Origin of the sequence: Nocardia sp. NPDC050717 (genome assembly GCF_040654275.1) — a bacterium.
Lineage (GTDB): Bacteria > Actinomycetota > Actinomycetes > Mycobacteriales > Mycobacteriaceae > Nocardia.
Window position 1 is genome coordinate 375,565 of sequence record NZ_JBFAHR010000003.1, and the last position, 16,753, is coordinate 392,317.

Below are 16,753 nucleotides of genomic sequence, written 5' to 3' on the forward strand. Positions count from 1 at the left end.
CAACCGGTCTAGTGTAGGCAATGCCGTGGTCAGGACAAAATCCGGGTCCGATACCGACCGGCGCGCCCCGTGGAGGTGAGCGGGATCACCGCGGCCGAGACGCCCGCGGCCATGATCAGCATCAGCTCGCCGCCGACGACCAGGCTCGTCACGCCGCCGAGCAGTGCGCCGCCGGCGAACGCCGCGTACTGCAGGCCGTAGCCGAGCCAATCGCGCACCGATCCCCCGCTCACGTGACTCTCGATGCCCTGGCTCAGTTTCACGACAGTGCCGGTGGCGTAGCTCAGGGGGACGGCGGTCTCGCCGTTCTTGACGAAGGCGGTGTTGAGCGCGCCGACCGCGAAGGCGACGAAGGAGATGGGAATGAAGCCCACCTCCTGGCCGCCGGTCCGGTCGAGCGCGTAGTCGACGATCGCGGCCACCGCCAGCGCCACGGTCGTCACCACCGAGGCGCCGTAGTGGTCGTTGCGCCACATCCGGCGCCGCAGCAGCGAGGCGACGAAGACACCGAGCCCGAACGAGAACAGCAGCGTCAAGGCGCCGACGGCCAGCAGCCGGTCATTGTCGAACCAGCCGAGAACTGCGCGCTCGGTATTTCCGGTCATAAAGGTGACGAAATATCCGGCGGAATGCGTATAGGCGGCCGCGCCGATAAATCCGGCGAGCGCCGAAAGAAAGGCGACCAGCGGCATCGCGCCGGTCGGTATGCCCCGCAACGGCCGCCGGTGGTCCAGGTCACGGCCCGTTTTCTCTGTGGTGACGGTCACAATTCCACATCCTCTGTTTGTTGCCGAACAGGGGATCTACGTTGACACCCAACTACCTGTTTCGCTGTTGTGCGACCATTCCGAACGTAGCGGCGACAAATTGTGCCGACCAGTGCCGGGATCACATTCTCGGGAATTGCACAGGAATATTCACCGCGCGTAATCTCGCGGTAACCCGTGCCGCCTTCCCCGTCGCAGGGCGGCCGACTCCACCGCGAATCCCGTTCGAGCCCAATCACTTCCGATCGTGAGCCGAGCTACCGATGTGGTAGCTTCGCGAAGTTCGTCGGATCTGTGCAGGAGGCTCGGCAGGTGTTTTCGCGCTCCGCGCGCCGTGGAACTCGCCGGGCCCTGGTCAGCGTGCTGGCCGCCGCGCTCGGCGTCGGCGTGCTCTCGGTGCCGTCCGCGCACGCGGCCGACCCCTACCTCGACCGGCTCGCCGAAGACGCCGCCACCCCCGCGCTGAACTGGGCCGAGTGCGAAGACGGCTTCCAGTGCTCGACCGCCCAGGTGCCGCTCGACTACAACAGCCCGCACGGTGAGCAGATCGACCTGGCGGTGATCAAGCTGCCCGCCACCGACCCCGGTCAGCGGATCGGGACGCTGTTCGTGAACTTCGGCGGGCCAGGACCGTCCGGGGTGGATCGCCTGCGGGAGCGGGCGCGGTGGCCGTGGCTGTTCTCGCCGGAGTTGCGTGCCCGGTTCGACCTGGTCTCCTGGGATCCGCGCGGAGTCTCCCGCAGCGCGGGTGCGCACTGTTTCGGCAGCGCCGAAGAGCAGGCGCAGTACCTGGGGTCCTTCCCCGGCACGCCCACCGATCCGCGCGACGAGCCGGAGTTCTTCGCCAGATCCGCCGATATCGCCGCGCGCTGCGGTGCCGCGGCCGGGCCGATCCTGCGGCACGCCTCCACCGCCAACACCGCCCGCGACCTCGACCTGCTGCGGCGCGCGGTCGGCGACGCGACGCTCACCTATCACGGCATCTCCTACGGGACCCAGGTCGGCGCGGTCTACGCCAACATGTTCCCCGGCCGGGTGCGGGCGATGGCCTTCGACGGTTCGCTCGACTTCGAGGGCAATGCCGACGGGCACGGCGCCGACGGCGCGAACGTGCCGCTCGACACCAGGCAGGGCGTGGCGGTCGGCATCGCCGAGACCTTCGACGCCTTCCTGCGCGAGTGCTCGGCGGCGGGGCCGCGCTGCGCGTTCTCGGCGGGCGATCCGAAACTCAAGTGGCTCGCGCTCGCCGAGCGGGCGCGCCTGGCACCGATCACGCTCGACGGGACACCGTGGACGTTCTCCCAGGTCGTGAGCACCGCGGGGAGCCTGTCCCGCCCCGAGACCTACGCCGACCTCGCGGTCCTGTTGCAGAACCTTTTCGACGCGGCGACCACGCTGCCCGCCCGCGTCCCGGACGCCCTGTTCGACAAGAACTATCCCGCCAACCGCGTCGAGGCGTTCTACACCATCCAGTGCGCCGACAGCACCGTCCCGACCGACCCCGCCGCCTACAGCCGGATCGCCGCCGCCGAGGACCTGCACAACCCCTACTTCGGCCGCACCGCCGTCTTCAACGCCATGCCCTGCGCCTTCTGGCCGACCCGCGACCTCGACCGCTACACCGGCCCGTGGAACCGCGAGACCGCCGCCCCCATCCTCGTCCTGAACAGCCGCTACGACCCGGCCACACCGCTGCACGGCGCCTACGCCGGCGCCGCCCAGCTGTCCCGCGCCCAGGTCGTCGTCATCGAGGGCGCGGGCCACAGCAGCATGTACGTCCCCAGCACCTGCGCCGAACACGTCAAACGCGACTACCTGTTCACCGGCGCACTCCCACCCGACGGCACCCGCTGCGGCATCGACCACTCCCCCTTCGCCTGATTCCGAAGCGGGCCGTCACCGATCTCAGCTGATCAGGCAGAGCAGGTCGTAGAGCGGCGGCTTCTCGACGCTGCCGGTGGCGAACGCCAGTTGAGCGAGCGGCGAGCAGATCAACGCCGTTTCCGACGAGCCCGAGCCGCCTCCTGACCCGCTACCACCTCCGGCCGAGCCGGGTTCGGCGATCGGGGCCGGCGCGGCGGGGGCCGCGGTGGCGACTGCGGGAGTGGCGAGGAGCGCGCAGGAAAGGACGGCGACGGCCGCGATCTTCTTCATGCGCCAAGGGAACACCACCGTCGCGCGCCACAAGAGTGAAATGAAGATATTTCGCCCGGTTCGGCCGACTCCGCGAGAGCCGGCAGCGTAACGCGCGAAGGCACGGACTTCCAGGGGAAGTCCGTGCCTTCGTTCGATATTCGCCTAGGTGGCTGCGCTCACGAGGAGCGCGAGGTCACCAGGAGCTCTTGTGCACGCCAGGGAGCTCGCCACGGTGGGCCATCTCGCGCAGGCACACGCGGCACAGGCCGAACTTGCGGTACACCGCGTGGGGGCGGCCGCAACGCTGGCAGCGGGTGTAGGCGCGGACCGCGAACTTCGGCTTGGCGTTGGCCTTGTTGACCAGTGCTTTCTTGGCCATGTGCTCAGTTCTCCTTGAACGGGAAGCCGAGGTGCTTGAGCAGCGCACGGCCTTCTTCGTTGTTGGTCGCAGTGGTCACCACGGTGATGTCCATACCGCGCGGGCGGTCGATGGAGTCCACGTCGATCTCGTGGAACATCGACTGCTCGCTCAGGCCGAACGTGTAGTTGCCGTTGCCGTCGAACTGCTTCGGCGACAGGCCGCGGAAGTCGCGGATACGGGGCAGCGCGATGGAGACCAGGCGGTCGAGGAACTCCCACATGCGGTCGCCACGGAGGGTGACCTTCGCGCCGATCGGCATGCCCTCACGGAGCTTGAACTGCGCGATCGACTTGGTGGCCTTGCGGATCTCCGGCTTCTGACCGGTGATCAGCTCCAGGTCCTTGACGGCACCGTTGATCAGCTTGGCGTCACGGGCGGCGTCGCCGACACCCATGTTGACGACGACCTTCACCACGCCCGGGATCTGCATCACGTTGGCGTACTCGAACTCGCTGTTCAGCGCGTCCTTGATCTCGGCGCGGTAGCGCGCCTTCAGCCGGGGCTGAGTCTGCTCAGAGGTGGTCATGTCAGATGTCCTTCCCGTTCTTACGGGAGATCCGAACCCGCTTGCCGGTCTCTTCGTCGGTGCGGTAGCCGACGCGAGTCGGGTTACCGTCGGAGTCGACGACCATCACGTTGGACACGTGGATGGGGGCTTCCTGGGTCACGATGCCGCCCGAAGAGGCGCCACGCTGGTTCGCGGAATCCGCGACGTGCTTCTTGATCCGGTTCACGCCTTCGACGAGGACCTTGTTGTTCGCCGGGTAGGCCTGGATGACCTTGCCCTTGGCGCCCTTGTCCTTGCCCGCGATGACGAGAACGGTGTCACCCTTGTGCACCTTCATGGTCAGAGCACCTCCGGGGCCAGCGAAACGATCTTCATGAAGCGCTTGTCGCGCAGCTCGCGGCCGACGGGGCCGAAGATGCGGGTGCCACGCGGATCGTTGTCCGCCTTGATGAGCACGGCAGCGTTCTCATCGAACTTGATGTAGGAACCGTCCGGACGGCGGCGCTCCTTGACGGTGCGCACGACGACAGCCTTGACGACGTCGCCCTTCTTGACGTTCGCGCCGGGGATGGCGTCCTTGACGGTGGCGACGATGATGTCACCGATACCGGCATAGCGACGCGACGAGCCACCGAGCACGCGGATGCAAAGGATTTCCTTCGCCCCGGTGTTGTCGGCGACGCGCAGTCGCGACTCCTGCTGAATCACTTCAGCACCTCCTGGACCTGGATGTATACGTACGCCGGATTGCCGACCCGACGCACATGGTCAGTCACCCTCCGGACGCGCGCCTGCCAGCGGAAATACCTACCACTGGGGGTTCACTGCCGGATTGCGGGCGCAGAGCTCCCGCAGGCAACCGGTCTAGTGTAGGTGAACCCCCAGGTCGACCCAAATCGGGGGGTCGGTGTCAGCTCGCCACGGGCGCGAGCTCCCACGAGCCGTCCCCCGCGAGGGTGAGCACCTGGGTGTGGTGCTGGTCGACCGTGCTGCGGTGCGCCACGGACACCACGATGGTGTCCGGAACCTCGGTACGGATCAGGTTGTAGAGCGAGTACTCCAGGCCCTCGTCGACGGCGGAGGTCGCCTCGTCGAGGAACACCACCTTGGGGCGGGTGAGCAGAATGCGGGCGAACGCCAGGCGCTGCTGCTCACCCGGGGACAGGATCTTCGCCCAGTCGGCCTCTTCGTCGAGCCGGTCGACGAGGTGCCCGAGGTGCACCTTGTTGAGCACCTCGCGCAGCTGCTCGTCGGTGATCCCGTTCGATCCGACCGGGTACTCGACCGCGGTGCGCAGGTCACCGAGCGGCAGGTAGGGCAGCTGGGACAGGAACAGCGTCTCGATGCCCGCCGGTCGGCCGAACTCGCCGTCGCTGTAGGGCCACATCTCCGCGAGCGCGCGCAGCAGCGTCGTCTTGCCGCTCCCCGAGACACCCTTGACGACCAACGCGTCGGTGGGGACGAGTCGCAGGCTGAGGTCGTCGATGAGCACTTCGCCGTCGGGCTTGCACACGCCGACCTTGTCGAGGCGCACCGCGTCGTCCAGGTCGACGGCGGCGAGCTTGGGCAGCTGACGCGATTCGCCACTGGCGACCATCAGCCCGTCGAGACGGATCAGGGAGGCCCGGTACTCGGCGAAGTCGTCGTAGGACTCGCGGAAGAACGACAAGGAGTCCTGGATCTCGCGGAACGCCGTGGCCGTCTGGTTCATACCGCCCAGCGTGATCGCGCCGCTGAAGAAGCGCGGCGCCTGGATGAGGTAGGGGAAGAGATAGGCGGATTGGGTGACGACGAAGTTCCAGCCGACGAACTTCAGCATCCGGTAGACGTAGGCCCACTGGACCCGGATCACCTCGGCGAATCGGCGGAGGAGACCGACGCGCTCCACGTCCTCACCGCGATAGAACGCGACGCTCTCGGCCGCGTCACGCACCCGAACCAGCGCGTAGCGGAAGTTGGCGTTCGTGCGCTCGCGCAGGAAGTTGATCCGGATCAGCGGCCGGCCGATCCAGAAGGCGATCACGGTCGAGATCAGGACGTAGCTCATCACGATGACCAGGGCCGCTCGCGGGATGGTGACACCGAGAATGGTCAGCGGCCCCGAAAGGTCCCACAGCACCTTGGTGAACGACACGACGGAGACGACGGCCGTCACCGCGCCGAGCGCCAGCGCGCGGGATTGCTCGGTGAACGTGATGGTGTCGGCCTGGATTCGCTGATCGGGGTTGTCGATCGTGTTGTCGATGAACCGGGAACGGTAGAAGGCGACCCCGTCCATCCAGTCGGTGGTGATGTGTTCGGTCAACCAGACCCGCCACCGGATGTCGTAGGCCAGCTTGGCGTAGAGGTACACCAGCTCTTTGATCGTCCAGATGACGATGAGCAGAGTGAACAGCTTCGCCGAATCCCAGAATCCGGTCTTGGCCTGCGACAGTTTCTCGGCGTCGTCGGACTGCAACGCGGACGCGGCGAGCTGGAACGAGGCGAACATGTCGTTGCCCCAGTAGCTGAGCAAGACGCTCAACCGGACACTCAGCAGCGCCATCAGCAGCAGGCCCGCGACGAACAGCCAGGTCTTCCACGCGCCGGGCCCGCGGTAGTAGTTACCGCTGACAGCCCAGAACTGGCGACCCCACCGGGTGAACCGCAGCAACAGCGCGGCGATGACCACGAAGGCCACCGCGGTGATGAGGAAGGCGATTCCGAGCCACTTCGCGCTCTCGAACCACTCGACGCTCCAGTCCCTAGACGTCTCCACGCGTTCTTCCCATCCCGCTACGACCGAAATTCGGCGCAGTCTAACCCGATCCGAGCCCGTTCGCCCGGACGCGCACGATCGATTGCCATGGGCAAACGGACGTAGGTTAGCCTTGGCTGACTTATGCTGGATGAGCCTTCGGGCCGAATCGGGGGACACTCCCCCGAGGCAGGAAAGGGACGCAACGATGATTGCTCGGACTTCGCGCGGCTGGCGGCGCGTGGCGGTGGCCGCGCTCGCCGGTGCGCTCGCCTTCGGCGTCGCCGCCTGCGGTTCCACCGACGACACCGCCGGCTCGGGTGAGCCGGTGACCATCACCCACGCCCGCGGCGAGACCACGGTCAACGGCACGCCGAAGAAGGTGGTGGCGCTGGGCAACCAGTGGCTGGATTCGTCGCTGGCGCTCGGCGTCGTGCCGGTCGGCTATATCGACAATGTGTCGGCGGTGTCCAAGAGCACCCCGCCGTGGCAGCCGGAGAGCCTGAAGTCGGCCACCGCGCTCAACACCACAGGCAGCGTCGCCGAACAGGTCGCCGCGCTGGAGCCGGACCTGATCCTTGCCGATCCGTTCATCGCCGATCAGAAGACCTACGACGATCTGTCCAAGATCGCGCCGACCCTGCCCGCGCTGACCAAGGACGCCGTCACGCCGTGGCAGGACCAGGTGACCGCGCTCGGCAAGGTGCTCCGCAAGGAGTCCGACGCGAGCGCGGTGATCACGAAGGTCGACGACAAGATCGCCGAGATCACCGCCGCCAACCCCGGCCTGAAGGGCAAGACCTTCGCCAGCACCTGGCTGGCCAGCCCGTCGCAGCTGATGGTGCTGACCGACCCCAACGACGGTTCGGCCAAGGTCTTCGGCCAGCTGGGCATGACCATTCCGGCGAACCTGACCGCGCTGCCCGCCAACCAGGGCCGCCTGGCGCTGTCGCCGGAGCGCGTCGACGAACTGACCGCCGACCTGCTGCTGGCCGGGTACTCGCCCGGGCTGGACGAGAAGTACCGGCAGCTGCCCGGCTACAGCGACCTGCCGTCGGTGCGCAAGGGCTCGGCGGTGTTCCTGACCACCCAGGAGATCAGCGCGATCAACCAGCCCTCGGCGCTGTCGGTGCCCTACATCCTCGACAAGCTGGCGCCCGCGTTCGCCGCGGCGGCGAAATAGACTCGTCCCCAACCACGTTCGACCCGCAAGGAACTCGCTGTGCTCGCCTCCGCGTACCCCGCCCAGACCCGATTCGCATTGCGCACCGGGGTCACCTGCCTGACCACGCCCGCGGGCGCGGTGCTGCTGAACCCGCCGCACAACGTGAAGCTGACGGGGCTGGGCGCGGGCGCGCTGCAGGCGCTCAAGACCCTCAACCAGGGCCCGGCGACCGCCGCGGAGATGACGACCGCGGCGGCCGGTGACGACATCACCGGCCTCATGCGCAAACTCACCGACGGCGGTTGGCTGGCGGTGACCGTGCGCGACGGCGGTCGCGACCTCTACAGCATCCGGCCCTTCGCCGAGCCGGCGCCGCGTCCCGAGGTGCCGCTGCCGTCCTGGTCGGCGACGCTGTCGAAGTTCGCGGTGCTGCACCGCGATTCCCAGGGTTTCGTGCTCGAGCATCCGCGGGCGTGGTGCGATCTGCGCGTCCACGATCCGCGGCTGCTCGCGCTGCTCGACGGCCCGATGGCCGCCGATTCGCCGGTGCCCGCGGCGGTGAAGTCGCAGTTCATGTCCGATCTGCAGTGGTGCGGATTCCTGGTCGACGGTGACGAGGAGGAGCACGAGTTCACCACCCGCTCATGGAACCCCGCCGACCTGTGGTTCCATCGCCGCAGCACCCTCGGCGCCCGCACGGTGACCTGGGACGACTTCGGCCCGACCCGCTGGGCCGACGGCCGCTTCCCCGAATTGCCCGCCCGCCGCGCGCCGTTCGCCGCCGACCCGATCGCGCTGGCCCGCCCCGAGCTGGCCGAGCTGCGCGCCGCCGATCCGACGCTCACCGCCGCGCTCGAGGATCGCGTCTCGACCCGCGCCTTCGACGACGCGGCCCCGATCACCGCGGACCAGCTGGGCGAGTTGCTGTTCCGCAGCGCCCGCACCCGCGAGGACGGCTCGCGCCCGTACCCGTCCGGCGGCGGGGCCTACGAGCTCGAGGTCTACCCGGTGCTCCGCGGTGTGCCCGGGCTGGAAAACGGCATGTACCACTACGATTCGACCGAGCACGCCCTACGCCCGGTCGCCCCTGCCGACTCCCCCGCGGTCCTGAAGCTGCTGAAGTCCACCTCGGCGACGCTGGCCGGTGGCGCGGAACCGCAAGTGGTGCTGCTGGTCTCGGCCCGCGCGGGCCGGGTCATGTGGAGCTACGAGCAGGTCGCCTACGCCAACATCCTCAAGCACGTCGGCGTGTTCATGCAGACCGTCTACCTGGCCGCGACCGCCATGCGCCTCGGCGTCGTCGCCCAGGGCTTCAGCGACACCTCCGCCTTCGCCGCCGCGACCGGCGTCGACGAGCTGGAGGAATGCAACGTCGGCAGCATCATCGTGGGGTCCCGCCCCGCCTGAGCGGTGACACCTGTCACATCGATGCAACCGTCGATGGGTTTCGCGCGTCCAATACCTTTGACGTGCTTCCTATCGGATCGAGGACTCATGACCGACGACTGGTCGGCGCCGACGCGAGCGGCCAACGACGCGTTGCGGGCGCAGATCGACGGCATGCTCGAGTCGTTCAACGCCGAGAAGTCGGCCCTGCTCGAGGCGCGAGCGCGGGCCACCGAGCTCGTGACGGTGTGGTCGGCCGATGGTCTGGTTCGCGTGTCGGGCACTGTCGCCGGTGTTTCCGAGGTGCATATCGAGCCGGACGCGTTCAAACGGTCCACGCCCGATTCCCTCGGGCGATCTGTCACCGCGGCGCTCACCGAACTGGCCACGCGGGCCGCCCTCGCCCAGCAGGAGGCCCTCGCCCCGCTCACCGCTGATCTGCCCGATCTCCCTGACCTGATCCCCGGTGTGCCGAGCATGAAGGACCTGATCGCCCGAGTGGCGCCGCCGCCTCCGCCGACCCCGGAACCGGTGGCCGAGGCGCCGCGCGGTCTCGTCGAGGATTCCGACGACGAAGAAGGCGATTACTTCCGCAACCGGAGCTACCTGCGGTGACCACGGTCGAGGTCGATCCCGACGGATTGCGCAACACCCAGCCCGCGTTCGCCGCGGTCGCGTCAACCATCACCACCGCGGCCCAGCAGCTGGCCGCGGTGATCGCGGCCGAGGGCGAATGCTGGGGCGGGGACGAGATCGGCGCCGCCTTCGCCAAGAACTACACCCCCGGTGTGGAACCCGGACAGAAGGCCGTCACCGGACTGGCCACGACCATGACCCAGTTCGGCGAGAACATGGTGACGGTCGCCAACGCGCTACAAGCCCAGGACACCGGCCACGCCGGACAGATCGCGCAGGTCGAGGGCGCCCTGTAAATGGGCATCGAGATCCCCGGCGAGCTGCAATGGGTCGCGCAGTATCTGCTCGGCGCCGGCGACTGGCCCGACGGCGACGAAACCGCCATGCGCCGCGTCGCCGACGGCTGGACGGCGATGGCGAACACGCTGAACACCGTCGACGATGACGCGGCCGTGGCGTTGAACGCCGCCCTGACCGCGATCTCCGAAGGCGAGACCCATACCGCCATCGCGACTTTCCGCGACAAGTTCCTCGCCGGGGACCAGGCCACCGTCACCGCCGTTCGCACCTGGTGCGAGAAACAAGCCGAACTGCTCGATGACGGCGCCAACGACATCGAGCACACCAAGCTGGTGATCATCGGCACGATGATCGTGACCGCGGCCGAGCTGGCCGTCGCGCTCGCGACGTCGTGGACCGGCGTCGGAGCCGTGGCCGGAGTCGCCGCCCGGGTCGCCGGGCAGATAGCGATCCGGATCGCGATCAAACAGCTCATCGCCCGCATGCTCTCCCGCGGCGCGGCCAAAGCCGCCGCCCGGCTCGCGTTGCGCGGCGCCGCTTTCGAGGCACTCGAAGAGGGCGGCGTCGACCTGTCCGCCCGCATGATCCAGGTGTCCAACGGCGACCGGACCACCGACAAGTTCGGCTGGACCGACCTCGGCCTCGCCACCTTCGGCGGTGCCGTCGGCGGGGCCGTGGGCGGCGTCTTGGGCGGCGGCACAGGAGCATTGGCCGACACCGCGGGCTCTACCGTCGGCAAAGTCGCGGGCAAGGTCGTCGGCGGCGCCGTCACCGAACTCGGCGCCGACGTGTCCGCGCAGGTCGCCGCCGCCGGAGTCGGTGCCGCGTTCCTCGGCCGGGAGTTCCAGCTCGATATCGGGCTGGAGACGTTCACCAGCGCCGGCGCGGGTGGGGTGCAGTCCGCGATCGAGTCCGGCGGATCGTCGCCCGAGCAGGCGCCCACCGTGCCTGAACTCGGCACCGAGGTTCCCGGAGCCGCCGCGCCTGCCGCCGCAGCACCCGCGGGCGGCGACTCCACCGCTCCGGCATCGGCTGGGGACACAACCCCCGCGTCGACCAGCGACCCGGCGTCAACGGCTCCGGCATCGACCGGTGAACCAGTGGCCACCGCACCCGCGTCAGCCACCGACCCGGCAGCCTCGACCGCTCCGGCAGCAGCCGGGGAGCCGGCAGCCACCGCACCCACACCGACCACCGACCCCGCGACGTCGACCGCACCTGAGTCCACCGGTGAACCTGCGGCCACCGCACCCGCGCAGTCCAGCGACCCTGGTACGCCGACCGCACCCGCGTCGAACCCGGATCCCGCCGCCACAGTGCCCGCATCGGCCGACTCGCCGGCGGCGGCTGACGTGGGAGACTCGGGCCACCCCGCGCCGAACACGACAGCCGAGCCGGGATCGGGCACCGCCACGGATGCCGGAGACCAAGGAGCGCACAACAATTCGACTCCGCTCGACGCAGGCGATACCGCGCCCGCGCCGGACTCCACCCCCGATACAGCACCCGAGAACCCCTCGCCGACCGACCTATCGTCTGTCGACGACAGCGGGCCGAACCAGACGGCACCGCAGACCGATACGTCACCTGTCACCCCGAACAACGACCAGCCGGACACGTCCAAACCCTCGACCGAAAACCCGGCCACCCCGGACAACGGTCTCGATCAACCCACCACGGATGCACCACCGGCGGCAGCGGCGCCGAGCAGTCCCTGGCCCACCGACACCCTGACCGCCACTCCCCCACTGGATCTCCCCGCCCAGACATCTCTCCCCACCGAGACGTCCGCACCGACCCAGCCGGACACACCCGCGACGACGACTCCGCAATCCCCGCAACCCAATTCGGGCCCGGCGACTCTCACCCCCGCCGTCACCACACCGGCACAGGCCGCCACCGACACCGGCACGCGACCGGCTGCCGCCGACACCGCCACGGCTCCAACCACTCTCGCGCCGTCCACCACACAGCCCACGGGCAATCCCGCCGCCGCAACCGCGACACCCGCGACCAATGTCGCCCCAGCGGCCGCCACTCCCACCGCGACACCGCAGACGAGCACCCCACCGGTAGCTGCCGCTCGAGGCCGAAACGGCAACGCGCCCACGCCAGCCGCGACTTCTTCCACCACGGCTCCACCCGCCACGAACGCGCCGCCGGTCGAAACTCCACCGCAGGCACCGTCCACTCGCGCGCCATCACACGAAATGGGGACTACTCCCACACCACCCCCGACCCCGAACACAAACCCGTTCGGGCCGAACCCTGCGCCGACCACGACCAACCCGGCGCCGCCCTCGAATCCAGCTGTCCACAACCAAGCCCGCAGCCTCCGCGAGTCGCTCCGAAATCTGCCATCCCAAGACGGCCGCACCACCGTGGTCGACGCCAATCGAAGCCCATTCCTGCAACGTCCACCCGCCTACCGAATTCGGCGCTTTCACCTGGGCGGCAATCAGTGGGTCGCCGTCGCGACCATCCGCGCCCATATTCCCAACGCCCACCTGATGTCACCGGCCGAGCTGAACCAGGCGATGGAGCGCATCCAGGCGACGGTCGACGCGACCTTCAACAACGGTTCCCGCCTGCTCGGCAGCGGGGACCGCCTCTTGGTCGACGTCGAATTCACCACTGATCCGACAACCGCGGACACGATCCTCGACCCCAGCCAGCCGACGAACACGACCGCCAACGCGTTGCGTGAGCACATGGGCTTGTTTCCCGCGCAGCCGGGCAGTCAGCTGAGCCCGGATGATCTACGCGAGATCAGCAACGACGTAGCCCGCGCAAACACTCCCGCGCGCTTCGGCGATCCGGCGGACACCAGGGTCGTCGATCATCGGCGGCTCGACGACGTCGAAGATCCCGGCTTCCAGACCGCTGTCGAGGATTCGCTCCGGTCCGGCAACAGTTTCGTCCGCAGTGCGGACCCACGCACGCACCCGTACGGTGAATCGGTCAACGACGGCGGTCGAAGTGTTCCCGGCAGAAGTAACAATTGCGTGGACTGCTCCATTTCCGCGTTGTCGTCGTTCTTCGGCATCCCACGGGTTTCCGCGCCGCGATGGCCGGACCAGTTGCCGAATGGTCAGCGGGACAACACTTCCGGCGAGTGGGGCGGACGCGAGCGCGCCAGCGCGTGGCTGGGCGCCAACTGGGGGTCGTACTCCGGAATGTCGCTGCCCGATCAGTACCAAGCCCTGCACAATTACATCGCGAGTCTGGGACCCGGTTCCGCCGCGATGGTCGGGACCATGTGGCATGCCAGGGATGTGAACGGCAACAAGCTCTACAACGCGGACGGCACGCCGGTGTTTCGTGGTGGCCATGCCACCGTGGTGGTCTTCCCGCTGGGCGCCACCGGGCCGGTCTGGTGGGACCCGCAGTCCGGGGAAACGTTCGATGCCCCACCCCCGTCGCTGACGAACAACGCGGCGTCCATGGAATGTATCCCGATCGACGCGAACGGAGGACCCGTCAGTGGCGGAACCAGTACCCACCCGGGAACAGGCCAGACAATTGCTGGCCCGAGTGTTCGGACAGAACCTGGAGTTCAGCATCCTGGAGAGCCGTCACGGCTGGGTGTGCCAGCAGATGCTGTCCCCGGAGGAGCAAGCCCAGTGGGGAATGGGCCTGGGCAATTACGTGATCAACAAACATACGGGAGTGATCACGGCGCACTCGAGCATGGCGATGCCGGTGATCGGGGAGGAGTTCGACACGACGACGGAAGCCGGCCTGCCGCCCCAGGGCTACCAGGTCCATCCGGCACAACGCCGGATCGAACTCACCAGGATCTTCGAGGACCCGAGCACGATCATCTACCGGATTCGCCTGACCTTTCTGGACAAACCGACCGAACCGGCGATCATCCGGGAAGTCGAGATCACCAAGAATCCGATCCGGCATCGCCCGACGGACCGCATCTCGGCGGTCGCGACATCGTGGGCATCGACGCAGAGCAAGAACACGGGGATCTGGCCGGCGGAGGGGACGTTCGAGGAGTAACCGGCAGCTCGGTCACGTCCTCCCCTGAGGGCGAAGCTCCCGGCCACACCACCCATGCTGCGGCGAAGCAAGTGGGCCATGCTGCCGTTCCGATCTCCGGTGATCCGAGCAACGGCGGCACCCCGGCACATCCGACCGATGTCACGTCCCCGTCACCCACACCGTCAGCGGTTACACCAACACCGCAGCAGATACACAACGCACACCAATCGCGTGCAGCCCGTGAAAGTCTGCGCAACCAGCAGCCGGACGGCGGAGTGCAGCCAGTCACCGATGACAGTGGCAGCCGACGTTTCACCTGGGGTCGGTACACCGCGGCACTGGGATCCCCGGTCTCCGTACTACGGATCGGTGTGTCCGTCGCCGGCGCAGCCGGTCTCGATCCGGCAGCCGTTGCCGCTCTGCTCGAGCGAGCGCAGCTCGCCGTCGACCTGCATTGCAACAGCGGAACTCAATTGCTGTCCGGCGACTGGATGATGGTCGATCTGGTCCCGGTCACCGACCCCAGCGGCGCCGACATCATTTTCGATCTCGATCCGTCCACGCCAGGCCACGTGGACCTCGGCGCCGAGATCGACGTCCTCACCGCACAGATCAGGCAGCAGCTCGGGCTGGCCGATACCGGAGACGCACTCGACGACAACGATGTCCGCGAACTGAGCAACAACATCGCCCGCGCCAACACCCCCACTCACCTCGATGGGTTACCCGATACCAGAGTCGAGGGCGCGAATCTGCTCGACGCCATCGAGCAGGTCCAGTACCAGCACGACGTCGAAGACGCGTTGCGCGATGGCAACAGTTTCGTGGTCGGCGCGGATCCGCGTACCAATGACTACGGTGAGTTGATCAACGACGGTGGGCCGTCCCAGCGCGGGCGCAGCAACAACTGCCTCGACGGATCTCTGGCCGCACTGTCCTCATTCTTCGGCAGGCCAGAGGTCGGCGCGCCGCGGTGGCCCGACCTGATGCCAGACGGTTCACTCGACACTCGGAGCGGCGAGGTCGACGGGCCCGCCCGGGCGGCGGCATGGCTCGGCGGCGCTTGGCAGTACGACGCGAGTCTGCCGATCGCCGAACAATTTCAGGCTCTACACGACCAGATCGCGAACATGGGTCCCGGCTCCGCGGCACTGGTGATCAACAGCTGGCATGCGTTCGACCAGAACACGGGGCAGTTCCAGTACAACGCCGACGGAACACCCCAGGTGGAGGGTGCCCACGCCACCGTCGTCGTCTTCCCGCACGGTGCGGCCGGGCCCGTATGGTGGGATCCTCAGCAGTCCACCTTCTCTGACTCGCCACCAGCCGATCTGACCGGGGCATCGGTCGAATTGTGGTCGATGCCCATCGGCCCCCAAGGAGCAGCCAATGCCGGTCCCACCGCTACTCACCACGGAACAAGTGCGGGACTACCTGGCGGAAGCCTTTCCGACACAAACCTTCACACTGACGGAGTTCCGGCACGGGTGGGTGTGCCGACCACATCTGAGTCCGAACGAGATCGCAGCGGGCCAGGCCTTGGGCCAGACCAGCTACGTGGTGAACAAACAGACCGGGGTGGTGACGGTACACGGGAGCCTGCACCCCATGACGATCGGCGAGAAGTACGATCGGGCGATCGACGAGAGCAAGTCGATCCAAGGACGCCAGATCTACCCGCGACGGCACCGAGCGACATTTCGCCGTACGAGCGAGAGCCCGACCACGGTCACATACCAGGTCACCGTGACGTCGCTGGAGAACACGGCGGAACTCCCGCAGTCTTACCCCCTGACCTTCGACAAACAGACCCTGAAACGCGACCGGCGCGGCCCGATGGACTCACTGGTGATCTCGAAGGCGAAGTGGCTCAGCAGTCGCGACCAGAGCTGGCCGGCAGCCGGGACGATCGAGGATTAGCGGATCCCGATGCCCGAAACCGGGACGCTGCTGGTGGTACTGCTCGTCCACAGAGAGGCAGAACGCATCCTTCCCTGCCTCCGGGCGACATGCCCTCGCCGGACGACACCACCGCAGTGGGGACTCCACCCGAAATTCCGCCTGCGGACGACACACCGACCCAACCGCTTCCCATTGCAGCCGCAACCGCTCTTCCGCCGCACCTGCAGAGTTTCTTCGATCTAGGGGAAAGCACGCCGGCCGGAAGGTCTTACTACGAGGCGGCGGACACCGAAATGCGCGAATACGCACAATGGGTCGAGGCCCTTCCGAACTTCTACACCATCGACATGCACGGGGATCCCGAGGCCGTGTTCGTCGGCGACGATGAACTCTCGCCGCGAGACCTGGCGGCGCTCATCAGAGCGGATCCGCAGTGGCAAAACCGCTCTGTCCGACTACTGTCCTGCGAGACCGGCCAAGGATCCGACCCCTTTGCCCAACAGTTGGCCAACGAGTTGGGGGTGCCGGTGTGGGCCCCGAACGAGATCGCCTGGACCGACGAGGACGGGGTCGTGGTCGTGGCGACCGAAGTCACCGATCCGGATACCGGCGAGGTCGACGCAAAAGATCCACCGGATGGCGATTGGGTTCTTTTCGAACCCGAGAACGAGCAAGGAGGGAGCGGATCGTGAGAATATCTCGACTATTCGATGGCATCGATACCGACGGGAGGCCACGGTACGAGTCGCGGAAGAGAGTTTCCGATCCAGCAGAGAAAGAGAGAATCCTGTCGTTTCTAAGC

The 16,753-nt window shown here is 67.6% G+C and carries 13 protein-coding genes; 6 read left to right on the forward strand and 7 right to left on the reverse strand.

Annotated elements, in window-relative coordinates:
• Window positions 1–29 precede the first annotated feature (29 nt).
• Complete coding sequence (locus tag AB0H56_RS10105) at window positions 30–767, reverse strand: YoaK family protein (protein WP_357159999.1); 738 nt, start codon at window positions 765–767, stop codon at window positions 30–32.
• Window positions 768–1,079: 312 nt separating this feature from the next.
• On the opposite strand from AB0H56_RS10105, the gene AB0H56_RS10110 reads away from it, so the two are divergent.
• Complete coding sequence (locus AB0H56_RS10110; RefSeq protein WP_357160001.1) at window positions 1,080–2,648, forward strand: alpha/beta hydrolase; 1,569 nt, start codon at window positions 1,080–1,082, stop codon at window positions 2,646–2,648.
• Window positions 2,649–2,672: 24 nt separating this feature from the next.
• On the opposite strand, the gene AB0H56_RS10115 is transcribed toward AB0H56_RS10110, so the two are convergent.
• The 6 genes from AB0H56_RS10115 to AB0H56_RS10140 form a co-directional block, all read right to left on the reverse strand.
• Window positions 2,673–2,921, reverse strand: a complete 249-nt coding sequence (locus AB0H56_RS10115; RefSeq protein ID WP_357160003.1) for a hypothetical protein — start codon at window positions 2,919–2,921, stop codon at window positions 2,673–2,675.
• A gap of 175 nt (window positions 2,922–3,096) precedes the next feature.
• The gene (locus tag AB0H56_RS10120) at window positions 3,097–3,282 is read right to left on the reverse strand and encodes a type Z 30S ribosomal protein S14 (protein ID WP_014981705.1); all 186 of its coding nucleotides are present in this window, start codon (window positions 3,280–3,282) and stop codon (window positions 3,097–3,099) included.
• Between the two features lie 4 nt (window positions 3,283–3,286).
• Window positions 3,287–3,850 carry a 50S ribosomal protein L5 gene (rplE, locus tag AB0H56_RS10125; protein ID WP_067491083.1) on the reverse strand — a complete coding sequence of 188 codons (564 nt, stop codon included), beginning with the start codon at window positions 3,848–3,850 and terminating at the stop codon, window positions 3,287–3,289.
• A 1-nt stretch (window position 3,851) separates the two neighbouring features.
• Window positions 3,852–4,169: a 50S ribosomal protein L24 gene (rplX, locus tag AB0H56_RS10130; protein WP_110037193.1), complete on the reverse strand. Its 318-nt coding sequence runs from the start codon at window positions 4,167–4,169 to the stop codon at window positions 3,852–3,854.
• Window positions 4,170–4,171: 2 nt separating this feature from the next.
• Complete coding sequence (gene rplN / locus AB0H56_RS10135; RefSeq protein WP_019045060.1) at window positions 4,172–4,540, reverse strand: 50S ribosomal protein L14; 369 nt, start codon at window positions 4,538–4,540, stop codon at window positions 4,172–4,174.
• A gap of 202 nt (window positions 4,541–4,742) precedes the next feature.
• On the reverse strand, window positions 4,743–6,590 hold the full coding sequence (locus AB0H56_RS10140; protein WP_357160006.1) for an ABC transporter ATP-binding protein/permease: 1,848 nt from the start codon (window positions 6,588–6,590) through the stop codon (window positions 4,743–4,745).
• Window positions 6,591–6,777: 187 nt separating this feature from the next.
• Here AB0H56_RS10140 and AB0H56_RS10145 point away from each other — a divergent pair, with 187 nt between their 5' ends.
• The 5 genes from AB0H56_RS10145 to AB0H56_RS10165 all read left to right on the forward strand — a co-directional run bounded on the left by AB0H56_RS10145 (window position 6,778) and on the right by AB0H56_RS10165 (window position 16,643).
• Window positions 6,778–7,752: an ABC transporter substrate-binding protein gene (locus tag AB0H56_RS10145; protein WP_357160009.1), complete on the forward strand. Its 975-nt coding sequence runs from the start codon at window positions 6,778–6,780 to the stop codon at window positions 7,750–7,752.
• Between the two features lie 39 nt (window positions 7,753–7,791).
• Complete coding sequence (locus tag AB0H56_RS10150; protein ID WP_357160012.1) at window positions 7,792–9,141, forward strand: SagB family peptide dehydrogenase; 1,350 nt, start codon at window positions 7,792–7,794, stop codon at window positions 9,139–9,141.
• Window positions 9,142–9,228: 87 nt separating this feature from the next.
• Window positions 9,229–9,735, forward strand: a complete 507-nt coding sequence (locus AB0H56_RS10155; protein WP_357160015.1) for a YbaB/EbfC family DNA-binding protein — start codon at window positions 9,229–9,231, stop codon at window positions 9,733–9,735.
• The gene (locus AB0H56_RS10160) at window positions 9,732–10,052 is read left to right on the forward strand and encodes a hypothetical protein (RefSeq protein WP_357160018.1); all 321 of its coding nucleotides are present in this window, start codon (window positions 9,732–9,734) and stop codon (window positions 10,050–10,052) included. The genes AB0H56_RS10155 and AB0H56_RS10160 overlap by 4 nt, the downstream gene beginning before the upstream one ends.
• Window positions 10,053–16,643 carry a toxin glutamine deamidase domain-containing protein gene (locus AB0H56_RS10165; RefSeq protein WP_357160020.1) on the forward strand — a complete coding sequence of 2,197 codons (6,591 nt, stop codon included), beginning with the start codon at window positions 10,053–10,055 and terminating at the stop codon, window positions 16,641–16,643.
• The last annotated feature ends 110 nt before the right edge of the window (window positions 16,644–16,753 follow it).